This window comes from Embleya sp. NPDC050154 (assembly GCF_044460165.1).
Lineage (GTDB): Bacteria > Actinomycetota > Actinomycetes > Streptomycetales > Streptomycetaceae > Embleya.
The window spans coordinates 126,228-141,907 of record NZ_JBITJP010000003.1 but is presented as its reverse complement, the minus strand read 5'-3'; the positions used below and the strand labels follow the sequence as shown (position 1 = coordinate 141,907).

The window sequence follows — 15,680 nt, the reverse complement described above, 5'->3', positions numbered from 1 at the left end:
AACACCTCGTGGGGCGGGCGCGGGGCGGCGGCAATCCCGATCGCCCCGCCGCCCCGCGTCGCGGGCCACGCCGACGAAAACCCCGCCGAACCGCTCGACTTCTCGCGATTCAGAAGCCTCCCCGGTGCCAGGGCCCCCAGATGGCGATGCTCATGCCCAGCTTCGACTGGATGTTGACATACAAGGTGTGCCCGTCCGGACCGAAGGTCGCGCCCGCGAACTCGGCGCCCGGGTCGCCGGTGACCGGCTCCATCCTCGACAGGTCGAAGATGCGGCCGTCCGCGGTCAGGCCGCGCAGGAAGTTGTCCCCGTCGCCGTCCTCACACAGCACGAGCGTGCCGCGCGGGCTGACGGTGACGTTGTCCGGGAGGTCGAGCCTGGTCGCGGACGGCGATTCGTACACGAGCCGAAGGCGCCGCGTGACGGTGTTGTACGCCCACACCTGGCCGCGCCCGTCGCCGAAGCCGTCCGGCGCCGCTTCGCCGGGCGCGGTCGCGCCGCCCTGCGTGGACACGAAATAGACGACGCCGCGCTGGTGGTACGCGCCTTCGAGGCGCGAGAAGAGCGCCGCGCCCTGGGCCCGACCCTGGTTGCCGACGGCCTGAATGGCCTGGTCGTTGGTGGTGCCCGGGGCGAATGTGGGGTCGGGGTCGTCGATGTCGACCCAGGTCACGTCGTACGCCGCGCCGGGACGCTGCGCCGCCGACAGGTCGATCCCGGGACGCCCGCGCACCGCGAGCATCTGGAGTCGGCCGCCGTCGCGCAACCGGTCGCCGACCCAGGGGCTGACGGGCGGCAGGTAGCGGTAGAAGCCGGACGCGAAGCCGAAATTGTCCTCGGTCAGGTACACGGCGCCGCTGATCGGGTCGTATGCCGCCGACTCGTGGGCGAACCGGCCGGCGCTGCGGATCGGCACCCGTGTCGAGACGCCGTCGGTCGGCACCTCGAACAGATAGCCGTGCTTTTGCGTGAGCTTCTTGTTGTCGGCGCCGGTGAAGTCGTTGCCGACATCGGGGCCGTTGACGGTCTCCTCGCAGGAGAGCCACGACCCCCACGGCATGGGACCGCCCGAGCAGTTCATCTGGGTGCCGTTGAGGCTGACGTACGACGTCTGCACGGTGCCGTACCGGTCCACCACCACGGTGGTGGTACCGCCGCCCGTCGCCGGGTCGTAGGCGTGCGCCGCGTCGCCGAACGCGCCCACCGGCCCGTTGACTTCGTGGTTGCGGACGAGGACGGTCGTGCCTCGGCGCCCGCGGAAGGCGGCCATGCCGTCGTGCTTGCCGGGGGTCGGGCCGCCGTCGGTGAGCGGGGACCCGGCCGGGGTGAAGGAGCGGTAGTGAAAGCCCTCGGGCAGGTGCAGCCGTACCGCGCCGTCGCGTTCGTCGGGGACCGGCCCCAGCGGACCGTATCCGCCGGAGCCGGGGCGTCCCCGGTCGGCGTTCGAGGCGGTTCCCGAGGCGGCGTGCGCGGCGCCCGCGACGAGACCCTGGAAGGGGCCGCCGACGACGGCGGTACCGGCCGCGATCACAGCGCCGCGGGCGAGGAAACGACGACGGTCCACAGGCGTACAACCTCCTTGACGGCCCGTCAGGCGGGCCGGATGCGCGACCGAACGCCGAAACGCTACTCGCGTAGAGCCGGTGTCGCCAGTGCATCGTGGATGTTTCCGTCGCGCCGCCGACCCCGTGTCGAGTCCCGGTACCACCCACGACGCCGACCGCCGCGGCCGAAGCTCGGGCGCGAGCACCTGTCGTTGCGCGGGTGTGTGTGGGGAAGTCCCTGTGGTGGCCCGGCCGTGCGGGTGCGACGTTGATCCCTCGGACGCGCGGTGCGGGGGACGGGGGAAAACATGGGAAGAGTCGGATGGGGCGTCGTGCCTTTCGCGGTGGCCGGCGTACTGCTGTTGTCGGGGTGCGCCGAGGAGGACGACAAGCGCGGCACGGGAGACGCCCCGGTGGCGAACCAGCGCGGTGACGACACTCCGGCCCAGGTGTTCAACATGCCCGACGGTTTCGGGAATCTCGCGACCAAGTGCGTCGGCCACGGGTTCCGCGCCTACGTGACCACGAACGCGAGCGGTCCCTCCAATGTGCAGATCGTCCCCGACGGCACGTGCGCGGGCTGAACGCGATGCGGTGTGCGCTGATCGTGGCGATGTGTCTGGCCCTCGGCGGCGTCGCCGGTTGTTCGCAGGGGTACTACGACGAGCGCGGCAAGGCCGACGGACCGGTGCTCGACGGTCGAGGTGAGGACGGCCCCGCGGAGGTGTTCAACTTCCCCGACGGTTTCGGGAATCTCGCGACCAAGTGCGTCGGGCCCGGCAAGCGTGCCTACGCGACGACGAAGGGGTCCGTGTCGATCGGGGAGGACGAGGTGATCATCCCCGCGAACGCGCTGATCGTCGACGATCCGACCTGTAAGGGGCGCTGAGTCGGCCCCGGACCGGGGAGGCGGCCCGCCGGGTTCGATGGCTTCCGACCGTCTCGGCCGGGTCGGCCCTCGCCACACCCGCACGAGCCGACAGCGCTGTGTCCCGGCGCCGGCGCCGCGAGCACACGGACCCGGCGCCGCGAGCACACGGACCGAACCCGTCGGCCACTCCGGCGCAGGCCCTCGCCTGGCCGCTCACCCGTCCCGCGCCGGCCTCTCCGGCACCCGGCACCGTTTCCGCCGGCCCGTCCCACGCCGCCTGTCCCGACGCCCGCCCGGCGCGGGACAGGCTCCCGAGGTATGTATCCCAACTCTCGGGGCAATCGTCATCCGTCGAGGGAAGCCCGGGCGGTGGGCACGTCGTCCCCCGGCTTTCGGCGATCTGCCGGGGCCGCGAATCCTCGTGCACGACCGGTGGGGTGGGCCGTCGGGGGAGGCCGGTCCCGATTCGTGGTGGGGAAGAGGGAGCGCCTTGTGGGCGGGCGAGACCGATGCCCTAGTCTTTGTTGTCCTGTGACAATCAATCGGTGATGGGAGCGCGGCGTGGCGGAAGACGGCGCCATCGGGGTTCGCCTGCGGGTTCTGGAGTTGTTGAAGTCGAACGAGGCCATCGTGACGGAGCGGTGGTCGGCGAAGGTGGTCGCAACCCTGCGCGGACGCGTTTCCGCAACCGAGGCGACCGGTGAGTTGCGCGACTTGTTCTCGGCTCTGGTCGCCGGACTCGAGGCCGGTGGTCGCAACGACGAGCCGGAGGACTCCGGGAGCGAGTCGTTCGGCGAACTGCGGGCCCTGCTGTCGGAGTTGTCCCGCAATCGGGCCCGGCAGGGCTTTACGCCGTCCGAGACCGCCGTCGGCGTGTTCGGGCTCAAGGACGTGGTCTTCGACCTCGTCGCGACGGACGATGCCTCGCTGCCGAACTACCAGGCGGCGCACCGGCTGGGGCGGCTGCTGGACGGGTTCGGCCTGTACACCTTCGAGACGTACTCGAGGGCGCGCGAGGAGGTCATCGCCGATCAGACCGAGCAATTGTTGGAACTGTCCACCCCGGTCGTGAAGTTGTGGGACGGCGTGGTCGCGGTGCCGTTGGTGGGCACTCTCGACTCCGCGCGTACCCAGGTGGTGATGGAGAAGCTGCTCCAAGCCCTGGTGGACACCGGTTCGGAACAGGCGATCATCGACATCACCGGTGTTCCGGCCGTCGACACCCAGGTCGCCCAACACCTGTTGAAGACCATCGTGGCCGCACGCCTGATGGGCGCGGAATGCACCATATCGGGCATCAGCCCGCAAATAGCGCAGACCATCGTCGCTCTCGGTATCGAGTTCGGGGACATCACGACCAAGGCGACCCTCGCGGACGCTTTGTCGCATGCCTTGCGCCGGAGCGGGATCGCGGTGCCCCGGCCGCATGCGGGGAGGTCGTGATGGAACGTGTGCCGATCCTGAAGATCGGTGACGTCCTGTTGGTGTCGATCCAGATCGACCTGCAGGACGAGAGCGTGCTCGCGCTCCAGGAGGACCTTTCGGAACGCATCGTGCGGACCGGGGCGCACGGAGTGGCGATCGACATCTCCGCCGTCGAGATCGTGGATTCCTTCATCGGCCGCATGTTCGCCACGATCGCGGCCGTCTCGCGCATGCTCGACGCGGAGACCGTGGTGGTGGGCATGCGACCCGCGGTCGCGATCACGCTGGTGGAACTGGGGCTGTCGATGGGCGGGGTGCACACCGCGCTCGACCTGGAGAAGGGTTTGGCGCTCCTGGCCCGTCGACGGACGGACCGGCACGGTGACCTCTCGTTCGACGTGTCCGGCGGATGACCGCGCCGATCGCGGGCCCGGCGGGCGGGGACTCGGACGTCCTGTCCCTGCCCATCCGCGGCAACGACGACGTGGTACGGGCACGTCAGGCCGTGCGGGACTTGGCGCAACGCATCGGCCTGTCCCTGGTCGACCAGACCAAACTGGTCACGGCGGCCAGTGAGATCGCCCGAAACACGCTCATCCACGGCGGCGGAGGAACAGCGCACATGCACCTCGTGGCCGAGGGCCGGCGGCGCGGGGTGCGCGTGCGCTTCGTCGACGAGGGCCCCGGGATCCCCGACCTCGACCAGGCGTTGACGGACGGCTGGACCAGTGGTGACGGTATGGGTCTGGGGCTCAGCGGTTCACGCCGCCTCGTCGACCAGTTCCGGATCGACACCGAAGTGGGGACCGGTACCGAGGTGGAGATCGTCAAGTGGTCCCGATGACGCCCGGCGTCGGCGAACCCACGAGCAACGAAGGCCCCGCGTCCTTCAGGCCCGCGTTCGCGACGGACCCGACCTGGTTCCGCCACGGCGAGCCGAGCATGCCGGGGGCGGTACGGCGAGCCGCCGTCGCGCTCGCGCTCCGAGTGGGGTTCGGAGCCGTGCGTTCCGAGGAGATCGGGATCGCCACCCAGGAGACCGCCACGAACCTGCACAGACACGCCGACGACGGCGCGCTGCTGCTCCGGTCGGTATCCGTGGGCGAGTCCGTCGCGGTCGAGTTGGTGGCCGCCGACAGCGGCCCCGGGATCTCCGACGTGGCGTGGGCGAGCCTGGACGGCAACTCCAGCCGCGGAACCCTGGGGATCGGCCTGGGCGGCATCCTGCGCCTGGCCGACGACGCCGACCTGTACTCGGTGCCCGGTCGCGGAGTCACGCTGGCGTTGCGGTTTCGGGCCGAGGGGGCGCGCGGGGTGCCGCTGGACGAGGTGAGCGGGCTGACGCGGGCGATCGCCGGCGAGACGGTGTGCGGCGACGCGTACGCGGTGCGTGTCGACGACGGGGTGACCACCGTCATGCTGTGCGACGGCCTGGGCCACGGTCCGCTGGCCGCGCGTGCCTCGGAAGTGGCGGTGAACGCCTTCGTGGCCGCTCCCGCGGGGCGACCGGACGCGCACGCCGATCGACTGCACCGTGCGATGGCCGGCACCCGAGGCGGCGCGGTCTCGATCGCCCAACTCGCACCCGGTGTCGTGCGTTTCTGCGGCATCGGCAACGTCTCCGGCACGATCCTCGGCGACTTCGGCCGCAGAGGCATGACGCCCCTGCCCGGCATCGCCGGCCAACACGCCCGCACCCGGCGGGTGTTCGAGTACGACCTGCCGGACGGCGCGATGGTCGTCCTGCACTCCGACGGCCTGACCGACCGAGGACGCGTCCCCGACGCCCCCGGCCTGACGTCGCACACCCCGCTCGTGGTGGCGGCGACGCTCCTGCGGGACGCGGGCACCCGTTCCGACGACGCCTGCGTCGTGGTGGCGCGAGCACCACGCCGGTCCGGCTGATGGTGGACGACGCACGGTACGAGTGGCAGCCGACGTTGACCACGCTCATCCGCTGTCCACTCGTCGACGCCAACGACGTCTTCGTCGTGCGCCAACTCGCGCGCGATGTCGCCGAGGCCGTCGGCCTGGGGCGACAGGATCGCGTTCGGGTGGCCACCGCCCTCAGCGAGATCGGCCGCGAACTCATCGACGCCGTCGGTCCGGCCGTTGTGGACTTCGGCGTCGAACTCGACGGCGTCGCCCCTTCGCTGGTGGTGGAGATCACCTGGGAGACGCCGAGTCCCGACAGCCCGAACGCGCCGTTGCCGACGGCGGGTGCCGCGGAACGGCTGGTGGAACGCGTCGAACGCCTCGACGGTCGCATTGTCGTACGCAAGCGCCTGGGCGACTTCCGCCCCGGTGACGTGGAGAGGGCACGGGCTGCGGTCGCCGCCGCGAGTCCGCGCGGGGCGCTGGAGGAACTGCGCTCGCAGAACCAGGAATTGGTGAGCGCGCTGGACGACCTCCAGGCCCGCCAGGAGGACCTGCTGCGCCTCAACGGCGAACTGGAGGAGACCAACCAGGGCGTGCTCGCGCTGTACGCGGAACTGTCCCAGGAACTCGCGGAGACCAATACCGGTGTGGTCGCGCTGTACGCCGAACTGGAGGACAAGACCCGCCAGTTGCGCGAGATCGCGGAGACCCGCACCCGGTTCTGGGCCAACGTCAGCCACGAGCTGCGCACCCCGGTCAACTCCGTGATCGGCCTCGCCCGACTGCTCCTGGATCCGGCCGGCGACCCGCTCACCGAGGAACAACACCGTCAGACGCGGCTGATCGCCTCGTCCGGTGCCACGTTGTTGACCCTGGTGAACGAACTGCTCGACATCGCCAAGGCCGAGTCGGGTCGCATGGAGCCCTCACTGGCCCCGGTGGACCTGGTCGAACTGCTCACCCACGTGCACGGCGTGATGCGCCCGATGGCGGCGCCGGGTGTGACGTTCCGCGTCGACGCCGACGGCCGACCGCCCGCCGTGGTCACCGACGAGGTCATCCTCACACGCGTCCTGCGCAATCTGCTGTCCAACGCCCTGAAGTTCACCCCGCGCGGCGAGGTCGTGCTCATCGCCGAGCACGACGCGCTCGCGAACCGATTGGTGTTGACCGTCCGCGACACCGGCATCGGCATCACCGCCGAGCACGCCTCGCGAGTCTTCGAGGAGTTCTACCAGATCCCCGGGCCCTTGCAGGCGCGGGCCGCCGGCACCGGCCTCGGCCTGCCGTACGCCCGCAGTCTCACCCGCCTGCTCGGCGGCACCCTGACCCTGGAGAGCACTCCGCAGGTCGGAACCACCGCCGTGATCCGTCTTCCGCTGCACGGCACCACCGCCCCGACCCGAGCCGAACATGCCCTCCTGATCGACGACGACCCCGCCTTCCGGGAGTTGTTCCGCGGCTTGACCCAGGGACTTGTCGCCCGACTGACCGAGGCGGCCGACGGAACCCGCGGACTCGCGCTGGCCGCCGAGGACCCGCCCGACGTGATCTTCCTCGACCTCCACATGCCCGACCCGGACGGATTCGAGGTCCTGCGGCGACTGGCGACGCACGACACGCTGTCGCGGGTACCGGTCGTCGTGGTGACCTCCCTCGACCGGTCGGTACTGCCGGCACAGGCCGCCGTCGCGAACATCCTGTCCAAGAGTGACCTGACCGCCGAACGAATCGCCGACACCCTCACCGCGCCGCGGGCCGATGACGGAAACGGAGACGGAGACGGAGACGGAGACGGCACGTGACCCGAGCCCTCGAACCAGGCGCCGCGACGGAGCACGACCCCATGCTCGACGACGGCCCCGCCACCGTCCTGGTCGTCGACGACACCGAGACCAAGCGTTACATCATCGGCAGTTGGCTACGGCGCGCCGGACACCGTGTCCTCGAAGCCGAGACGGGTGCCCAGGCGCTGGATGTGGCCTTCGGTGCGGCCGACCACGGCGATCCCGTGGATGTGGCCATCGTCGATGTGCGGCTGCCGGACACGAGCGGTTTCGAGGTGTGCGAACGCCTGAAGTCCGACGTCCGCACAGCCTCCATGCCGGTCGTGCACGTCTCCGCCTCCGCGATCACTGTCAGCGACCGCGCCCAGGGCCTGTATCGAGGTGCGGACGCCTACCTCATCGACCCGATCGAACCCGAAGTACTGCTGGCCACCCTCCAGGCCGCGCTGCGCTACTCGCGTGCCCGACGCCGTGCCGAACACCGGGTCTCCGTCCTGTCCGAGCTCGCCCGCGCGACCATGCTCGTCAACGCCGCCGGCACCCTGGAGGAACTCGGCAACGCCATCGCGACGGGAGCCTCCCTGATCAGCCGAGCGCCGGCGGCCTCCTACATAGACGGGCCGGGCGACAGCGCCCGGCGCACCGTGATCGGCGAGTACGGCGTCGAGCCGAAGCAGGCAAACGTTCCCCCCGCCCTGTTCGACGCCCTGTCACGCTTCACGGACCTCGGTGAGGCAACGGGTTCGACATCGGTGGAGATCACCGCCGAGGAGTGGTTGCGCACACTCCCGGACAGCCTCGCCTCGGGCCCGGTCCACCTGTCGATGTGCCGAACGAAGACCGCCCGCCCACCGACCGCCCTCGCCGTCCCGGCGGACGCCGCCCGACACCCCGAGGAGCGGCAGGCGCTGCGCGAACTCGCCCGCACCGGAGCCCTCGCCGTCGAGGCGTTTCGCTCCTACGCCCGGGAACACGCGCTGGCCCTGGACCTGCAACGTTCCTTCCTGCCGTCCGTGCTCCCCGTATCCGACCTCGTGGACATCGCGGTGCGCTATCGTCCCGCGTCCGACGAAGCCGAGATCGGCGGCGATTTCTACGAAGCCGTCGCCATCGAGGACCGCCTGCTCGTGGCCATCGGCGACGTCGCGGGCCACTCCCTGCACGCGGCGACCATCATGGGCGAACTACGCCACGGCCTGCGCGCCTACGCGAGCGACGGACACGAGCCCGACGCGATCCTGGAACGCCTCAACACCATGTTGACGCGCTACCACCGCTACGAGACCGCGACGGTGTGCGTCCTGATGTTCGACCCCCGCACGGGCGTGATCGACCTCGCCAACGCCGGCCACCTGCCACCCCTGGTACTGACCGAGGACGGTCACGCGCACTACCTCGTGGCCGGCGGCCCCCTGCTCGGCCTCGAACTGCCCAGACCCGGAACCACCCGGTTCGAACTGCCCGAGAAGGCGACCCTGCTCCTGTACACGGACGGACTCGTCGAGGAGCGCGGCAGCGACCTCGACGAAGGCATGGAGCGGCTGCGGGCCGAGACCGTTCGGGAGACCACACCCCGAACCGACCTGGCAGCCCTCGCCGACCACCTCCTGTCCGCGCTTCAAGGCGACGAACGCGACGACATCGCCCTCCTGTTGCTGCGCAGGACCGGCTAGCCGCCCCGGCGACTCACCCGGGTGGCGGGGTGTCGGGGGCGCGGATGTGGGCGGTGACGGTCTTGCCGGTGGCGGTGGCGGTCACGACGAGGTCGGTGCTGAGGGCGCGTACGAGTTCCAGGCCGTGTCCGCCGACGCGGAGGGGACCGTGGTCCCGGGGAGTGGGTGCCGCGTGTGCGTCGTCGTGGACGGACACCCGCACACCGCGGTCGACATGGGCGAGTTCGAGTCGACACGGCCCGGTCGCGTGACGTATCGCGTTGGTCACGAGTTCGCTGACGACCAGCTCCACGGTGTCCGCCAGGCCGGGAGCGGCCCCGGGGCTTTGGGCGAGGAACTCCCGTGCGGCCCGGCGCGCGGCGGCCGCGGCGCCGACGCCCGTGAGCGTGATCGAGCGTGGACCTCTTGCCGGTGACCGCCGCGCGTCGTGCGGTGAGGAATCCCCGGAGCGAAGTTCGAAATCGGCGGCCATGGGTTCCCCCCGGGGTGAACGTCGGTTCAGGCATGGGACATCGCGTGCCGACCACCCGTCTCGGCTCCCCCGTGCGGCAATGGGCCCAGTTCTCGACATCGGATCCCACCGTTGTACCGCGCCGGAACGACGCTCGTCTCGCCGGGCCGTCGTACCGGCGAAGCCCGCGCGCCACCGGACGGGCGCACGGCGGCGCGTGGCCCCGTCCCCGTCCCCAGGCGGATCCCGGCCCGGCCCGGGGCGGGGCCGGCATCGGCCGGCCGGCTCGCCCGCGCGGGCATCGACGCGTTCGCTCCGACGATCGTCCGCTTCGCCGGCGTCCGACCCGTCCGTGGTGAACCCCGGCGAGGTGGCCGGGACGCCTGACGGGGCGGGCGAGGACGCGGGGGGAGCGGTGCCGGTCCCACCGGTGCGTCGACACGCACGCGATCATGGACGTATGAGCGAGCGTGAATCCTCCGGCCGTCGCGCCGCGACGACGCTGGCGCGGGTGCTGGATCTGATCGACCCCGGGATCCTCGACGTCGTGGTCGCGCCGCGCGGGACCGAGGTGCCGGTGAACGGGGTCACCCTCTACGACCTCGGCGACGAGGACGCCGACGAGTCGACGCTCACCGGGATGATCCTCCTCGCGGTCGGCGTGGAGCCGCGCGGGCCCGGTGCGGTCGAGGCCGTGCGCGCGGCCCGGCGCGCGGGGGCGAGCGTGTTGGTGATCCGGCGCGGCGCGACCGGCGCGGATCCCGCCGCGGTCGAGGCGGCCGAAGACGGCGGGATCGCCCTGCTCACCCGGCAGCCCGGACGTGGCTGGACCGACGTGCTCGGCCTGTTGCGCAACGCCTGTGCGCAGAGCAGCCCGTCCGAACTCGCCGCGGTCGACAGCCTGCGCCCGGGCGACCTGTCGGGCCTGGCCAACACGGTCGCCGACCTGGTGGGCGGCGCGATCACGATCGAGGATCCGCAGTCGCGGGTGCTGGCCTACTCCCGGATGGACCACGAGCCGGATCCCATGCGCCGGGCGACCATCCTGAACCAGGAGGTGCCCCGCTGGCGGGTGGCCGAACTGCGCGAGAGCGGCTTCTTCCGCACCCTGTGGGGCACCGACGACGTGGTCCGGCTGCCCGCCGACGACCGCTACGCGGAGCGGTTGGCGATCGCGGTGCGCGACGGCGGCGAGGTGCTCGGGTCGATCTGGGCCGCGGCGGACGGGCACCCGCTCGCGCCGGACGCGGTGGCGGCGTTGCGCACCGCCGCCCGGGCGGCCCTGCCGCACCTGGTGCACCACGAGACCCGCGGTCGCGAGGCGGCGCGCCGTCGGGAGGAGGCGGTGCACACGTTGCTGAGCGGCGGCGCGGGTGCCGACCGGGCGGCCCGGACGGTGGGGGTGCGCCCGGACCGGCCGTACGCGGTGATCGTGGTCGAGGCGTACGAGAACCCCACGACGGAGTCCGCGTCCGACGCGCCCACGCCCGCCGAGCAGCGGGTGCTCGACGTACTCGCGTTGCAGGCGGCGGCGCTTCGTCCGGGGTGTGTGACCGCGCGGGCCGGTCGACGGTTGTTCGTGCTGACGCCGGCGGGCGAGGCGCACGCGGACCCGGCGCGCGACCTGGTCGCCACGGCCCGGTCGGTACCGGGCACCGTGGTCTTCGCCGGTGTCGGTCCCATCGCGGGTCGGCCGGCCGAGTTGCCCGACGCGCGCGAGGAGGCCGAGATCGTGGTGCGGGTGCTGCGCGAGCGGGCGTCGGCGGCCGGGGTGTCCGCGTCGGCGTCGGCGCTGTCGGCCGACGTGGTGTCGGAGGCGGCCCTGGTGCGCTTGCTGGACCGGGTCGAGCCGCTGTGGCCGATGGCCGGACCGGTGTACGCGATGGTCGAGCACGACCGTCTGCACGGATCGGGGTACTCCGCGTCGGTCGGCGCCTACCTGGGCGCCTTCGGCGACACCGTGGCCGCCGCGCGCGGGCTCAGCGTGCACCCGAACACCCTGCGCTATCGGCTGCGCCGGGCCAAGGAGCTCTTCGGCGTCGACCTGGACGACCCGACGGGCCGACTGCTCGCCGACATCGGACTGCGCCTGGCCCACCGCGAGCACGGGTGAGCCGCGGGGGCCGGCGACCATTTTCATGATCATTTTCCTGTTGAGGCAAACAACCGATGCGTCCTCCTTTGGTCGGGCCGGACGCTGACGCCCGCCCACGCCCGGATCCAAGCTGTGCATGCGACTCGAACGGGTCGCGAACACTTGAGATCTTCGAGGTGTGGTGGACGTGACTTCCGCAGCGGCCCGACGGCGTCGATCGGCCCGACAGGCGGCCCTGGCCCGAGTCGTCGAGCAGGGCCTGCTGGGCCCCGAGCAGCCCCTGGTGGGACTGCTGGACGTGGACGGCATCCGGGCGTCGGTCGGCGCGCTTTCGGCTGCGTTCGGCGACGCGCCCGTGCTGCACACGTTCGCCGCCAAGGCGTGCGGCCTGGTCCCGGTCCTGCGCCTGCTCGCCGACGCGGGGATGGGCTGCGAGGTCGCCTCGCCGGGCGAACTGGAGCAGGCCCTCGCGGCCGGGTTCACTCCCGATCGGCTCGTCCTGGACAGCCCCGCCAAGACGGTCGAGGAGTTGCGGTACGCCCTCGCGCACGGCATCGCCGTCAACGTCGACAACTTCCAGGAACTGGCCCGCATCGACGCGATCGTGGCCGAGCGCCCGGCCGCGGGACCGATCGGGATCCGGATCAACCCGCAGGTCGGCGCCGGCACGATCGGTGCGATGAGCACCGCGACCACCACGTCCAAGTTCGGCATCGCCCTGCGCGACCCGGGGGCCGTCGACGCCGTGGTCGAGGCGTTCGCCCGCCGACCGTGGCTGAACCGGCTGCACGCGCACGTCGGCTCCCAGGGCTGCCCCCTGTCGCTGATCGCCGCCGGCCTGCGCGCGACCTACGAATTGGCCGAGCACATCAACTCCGTCCTGGGCCGCCGACAGATCACCGGCCTGGACATCGGCGGCGGCCTGCCGGTGAACTTCGCCGGCGACGAGGACGACCCGACCTTCGCCGACTACGTCGCCGAACTGCGCGCGGCCGTACCCGAACTCCTGGACGGCCGCTACCGGTTGGTCACCGAGTTCGGCCGCTCGCTGCTCGCCAAGAACGGCACGATCGCCTCGCTCGTGGAGTACACCAAGAGCGCGGGCGGCCGACGGATCGCGATCACCCACGCGGGCGCCCAGGTGGCCACCCGCACGGTGTTCATGCCCCAGGCGTGGCCGCTGCGCGTGGGCGCGTTCGACGCGCACGGCCGGCCCAAGACCGCGCCGGAGGAGATCCAGGACGTCGCGGGGCCGTGCTGCTTCGCCGGCGACCTGACCGCCGTCGGCCGCGCCCTGCCACTGCTCGAACCGGGCGACGTCGTCGCGCTGTACGACACCGGCGCCTACTACTTCTCGTCCCACTTCGCCTACAACTCGCTGCCCCGACCGGCGGTGTACGGCTACCGCGTCGTCGACGACGAGGTGCGCCTGGCCACCGTCCGCGAGGCGCAGACCGTTCGCGAAGTGGTCCAGGAGAGCGGCGCGGCACACGTGCACGCCCTGGTGGACCTGGTGTCCACGACTTCCTCGGGGAACCGGTCCGAGCACGACTGTCCCGACCCCGAGGAGGTTGCGGTATGACCCGCGTCCTGATCTCCGCCGACATGGAGGGCGCCACCGGCACGGTGCTGCCCGCCGACGTGAGCGCCGGCAACCCGCGCTACGAACGCTTCCGACGCCTGCTCACCGGCGACGTCAACGCGGCCGTGGCCGGATTCCTGGACGGCGGCGCGGACGAGGTGATCGTCAACGACGCGCACTGCGGCATGGACAACGTGCTCCTGGAGGAACTCGACCCGCGCGCGGTGCTCATCGTCGGCCGCAACAAACCGCTGGGCATGCTGCAAGGACTCGAACTCGACGTGGACGCGCTGGCGTTCGTCGGCTACCACACCGGTGCGGGCGAGGCCGGCGTACTCGCGCACACCTACCTCTCGCACAGCGTGCTCGCCGTACGTGTCGACGGACGCCCCGTCGACGAGGGAAGCTTCAACGCACTCGTCGCCGCGGAGGCCGGCGTCCCGGTGGTGCTGGTCACCGGTGACGACCTGACCTGCGCCGAGGCCGAACGGTACGCGCCGGGCTGCCGCACGGTCACGGTCAAGACGGCGATCTCCCGCCACGCGGCGATCTGCCGCACACCGGCCGCGACGGCGACCGACATCCGCCGCGAGGCCGCCGCCGCGCTGGCGGGCCCGCCGGATCGGCCCACCGCGACGCCCGCCGCACATCTGGTCGAGGTGGACGTGGACAGCCCCTACCTCGCCGAACGCGCGAGCGCGATGGGCGGGGTCGACGTCGTCGGCCCGCGCACCGTCCGCCTGCAAGCCCCCGACGCCCGCGAGGCGTTGCGCCGGTTCCGGGCACTGACCTGGGTGATCGGCGCCGGCCGCGAGGGCGACTGGACCTGACCGGTCCCGCCTCCGCCGCCGATCGGGCGTCCGTACCGGCTCACCGCCGCACCCTCACGCCGTTGTTTCCCGCTGCCTCCACCGTTCCCCGCTTCGCAGGAGTCTCCATGTCGCAGCACACACCCCCGACCGAACAACCCCGACTCAGCCGCTCGCTCCGCAATCGGCACATGGCGATGATCGCGATCGGCGGGGCGATCGGGGCCGGTCTCTTCGTCGGCAGCGGCAGCGTCATCAAGACCGCCGGGCCGGCCGCGATCGTGTCCTACTGTCTCGCCGGCGCGCTGGTGTTGTGCACGATGCGCATGCTCGGCGAGATGGTCGTCGCGAGACCGTCCTCGGGTTCGTTCTCGGACTACGCGCGCAGCGCCATCGGCCCCTGGGCGGGTTTCACGATCGGCTGGCTGTATTGGTACTACTACGTGATCATCGTGGCCGTGGAGGCGGTCGCGGGCGCCGCGATCCTGCACGCCTGGCTCGACCTGCCCCTGTGGGTGCTGGCGATGGCGCTGATGGCGGTGATGACCGCGACGAATCTGCTGTCGGTGAAGTCCTTCGGCGAGTTCGAGTTCTGGTTCTCCTCGGTCAAGGTCGCCGCGATCATCGCGTTCCTCGTGGTCGGCGGCCTACATGTGTTCGGCGCGTGGCCGGGCAGTTCGTTCGACTTCTCCAACCTCACCTCGCACGGTGGCTTCGCGCCGAACGGCTTCACGTCGATCTTCTCGGCCATCGTCGTGGTCATCTTCGCCTTCGGCGGCGCCGAGATCGTCACGATCGCCGCCGCCGAAAGCAAGGAACCCGAGCGCTCGGTGGCGCGGGCCACGACCGGCATCATCTGGCGGATCATCCTGTTCTACGTCGGCTCGATCTTCCTCGTCGTCACGATCGTCCCGTGGGACGGCGCCGAGGTGCTGGCGAGCCCGTACGTCGCCGCGTGGGACATCATCGGCCTACCCGGCGCGGGCACCGTGATGGACGTCGTGATCCTCACCGCGGTGCTCAGCGTGCTCAACTCGTCGGTGTACGTGTCCTCGCGCATGCTCTTCGCGCTGGCCTCGCACGGGGACGCCCCCAAGTGGTCGGTCAAGACCAGCAAGCGCAACGTCCCGGTCCGGGCGATCCTGGCGGGCACGGTCGTCGGCTGGGTCTCGGTGGTGCTCGCGTACCTGTCGCCGGACACCGTGTTCACGTACCTGGTCAACTCCTCCGGCGCGATCGCCATCTTCATGTACGTCATGATCGGCGCCTCGCAACTGCGCATGCGCCGGCGGCTGGAGCGCGAGGCCCCGGAGCGACTGGCCCTGAAGATGTGGCTGTTCCCCTACCTCACCTGGATCGTGATGGCGGGCTTCGTCGCGGTGCTCGTGGCCATGGCGGTCATCGACGACCAGCGCACGCAACTGTTCACCAGCCTGGGCAGCCTCGCGGTCGTGCTCGTCGCGTACGGGGCACGCCGGGCCTACGGCCCCCGTGCGACCGGATCGGGTGACGTCCGGGGCACGAAGGCCGTCCCGGAAGCCATGTCCACTCCGTAGCGAACGGAT

Annotated in this window: 14 protein-coding genes; 12 read left to right on the top strand and 2 right to left on the bottom strand. The window is 71.5% G+C overall.

All coding sequences use genetic code 11. The annotated features are described in order from the left end of the window. Nucleotides 1-109: 109 nt before the first annotated feature. On the bottom strand, nucleotides 110-1,564 hold the full coding sequence (locus ACIBSV_RS07310; RefSeq protein WP_395860166.1) for a PhoX family protein: 1,455 nt from the start codon (nucleotides 1,562-1,564) through the stop codon (nucleotides 110-112). A gap of 288 nt (nucleotides 1,565-1,852) precedes the next feature. On the opposite strand from ACIBSV_RS07310, the gene ACIBSV_RS07305 reads away from it, so the two are divergent. The 8 genes from ACIBSV_RS07305 to ACIBSV_RS07270 all read left to right on the top strand — a co-directional run bounded on the left by ACIBSV_RS07305 (nucleotide 1,853) and on the right by ACIBSV_RS07270 (nucleotide 9,178). Then, the gene (locus ACIBSV_RS07305) at nucleotides 1,853-2,128 is read left to right on the top strand and encodes a hypothetical protein (RefSeq protein WP_395860164.1); all 276 of its coding nucleotides are present in this window, start codon (nucleotides 1,853-1,855) and stop codon (nucleotides 2,126-2,128) included. Continuing rightward, nucleotides 2,116-2,433: a hypothetical protein gene (locus tag ACIBSV_RS07300; RefSeq protein ID WP_395860162.1), complete on the top strand. Its 318-nt coding sequence runs from the start codon at nucleotides 2,116-2,118 to the stop codon at nucleotides 2,431-2,433. Before ACIBSV_RS07305 ends, ACIBSV_RS07300 begins: the two co-directional genes overlap by 13 nt. A gap of 543 nt (nucleotides 2,434-2,976) precedes the next feature. Next, on the top strand, nucleotides 2,977-3,858 hold the full coding sequence (locus ACIBSV_RS07295; RefSeq protein WP_395860160.1) for an STAS domain-containing protein: 882 nt from the start codon (nucleotides 2,977-2,979) through the stop codon (nucleotides 3,856-3,858). Then, entirely contained in the window at nucleotides 3,855-4,253 is a 399-nt protein-coding gene (locus ACIBSV_RS07290; protein ID WP_395860158.1) for an STAS domain-containing protein, read from the top strand. The genes ACIBSV_RS07295 and ACIBSV_RS07290 overlap by 4 nt, the downstream gene beginning before the upstream one ends. Beyond that, complete coding sequence (locus ACIBSV_RS07285; RefSeq protein ID WP_395860156.1) at nucleotides 4,250-4,684, top strand: anti-sigma regulatory factor; 435 nt, start codon at nucleotides 4,250-4,252, stop codon at nucleotides 4,682-4,684. Before ACIBSV_RS07290 ends, ACIBSV_RS07285 begins: the two co-directional genes overlap by 4 nt. Next, nucleotides 4,681-5,745, top strand: coding sequence for an ATP-binding protein (locus tag ACIBSV_RS07280; RefSeq protein ID WP_395860154.1), 1,065 nt, complete (start codon nucleotides 4,681-4,683; stop codon nucleotides 5,743-5,745). Before ACIBSV_RS07285 ends, ACIBSV_RS07280 begins: the two co-directional genes overlap by 4 nt. Continuing rightward, nucleotides 5,745-7,523, top strand: coding sequence for an ATP-binding protein (locus ACIBSV_RS07275; protein ID WP_395860152.1), 1,779 nt, complete (start codon nucleotides 5,745-5,747; stop codon nucleotides 7,521-7,523). The genes ACIBSV_RS07280 and ACIBSV_RS07275 overlap by 1 nt, the downstream gene beginning before the upstream one ends. Next, nucleotides 7,520-9,178 carry a SpoIIE family protein phosphatase gene (locus ACIBSV_RS07270; RefSeq protein ID WP_395860151.1) on the top strand — a complete coding sequence of 553 codons (1,659 nt, stop codon included), beginning with the start codon at nucleotides 7,520-7,522 and terminating at the stop codon, nucleotides 9,176-9,178. The genes ACIBSV_RS07275 and ACIBSV_RS07270 overlap by 4 nt, the downstream gene beginning before the upstream one ends. A 13-nt stretch (nucleotides 9,179-9,191) precedes the next feature. On the opposite strand, the gene ACIBSV_RS07265 is transcribed toward ACIBSV_RS07270, so the two are convergent. Then, complete coding sequence (locus ACIBSV_RS07265; protein WP_395860149.1) at nucleotides 9,192-9,650, bottom strand: ATP-binding protein; 459 nt, start codon at nucleotides 9,648-9,650, stop codon at nucleotides 9,192-9,194. 439 nt (nucleotides 9,651-10,089) lie between these two features. Here ACIBSV_RS07265 and ACIBSV_RS07260 point away from each other — a divergent pair, with 439 nt between their 5' ends. From ACIBSV_RS07260 to ACIBSV_RS07245, 4 genes are all read left to right on the top strand, one after another. Further along, nucleotides 10,090-11,742: a PucR family transcriptional regulator gene (locus tag ACIBSV_RS07260; RefSeq protein ID WP_395860147.1), complete on the top strand. Its 1,653-nt coding sequence runs from the start codon at nucleotides 10,090-10,092 to the stop codon at nucleotides 11,740-11,742. 169 nt (nucleotides 11,743-11,911) lie between these two features. Next, nucleotides 11,912-13,306: a diaminopimelate decarboxylase gene (locus ACIBSV_RS07255; RefSeq protein WP_395860145.1), complete on the top strand. Its 1,395-nt coding sequence runs from the start codon at nucleotides 11,912-11,914 to the stop codon at nucleotides 13,304-13,306. Beyond that, nucleotides 13,303-14,136: a M55 family metallopeptidase gene (locus ACIBSV_RS07250; protein WP_395860143.1), complete on the top strand. Its 834-nt coding sequence runs from the start codon at nucleotides 13,303-13,305 to the stop codon at nucleotides 14,134-14,136. The genes ACIBSV_RS07255 and ACIBSV_RS07250 overlap by 4 nt, the downstream gene beginning before the upstream one ends. A 107-nt stretch (nucleotides 14,137-14,243) precedes the next feature. Next, the gene (locus ACIBSV_RS07245) at nucleotides 14,244-15,671 is read left to right on the top strand and encodes an amino acid permease (protein WP_395860141.1); all 1,428 of its coding nucleotides are present in this window, start codon (nucleotides 14,244-14,246) and stop codon (nucleotides 15,669-15,671) included. Nucleotides 15,672-15,680: the final 9 nt, after the last annotated feature.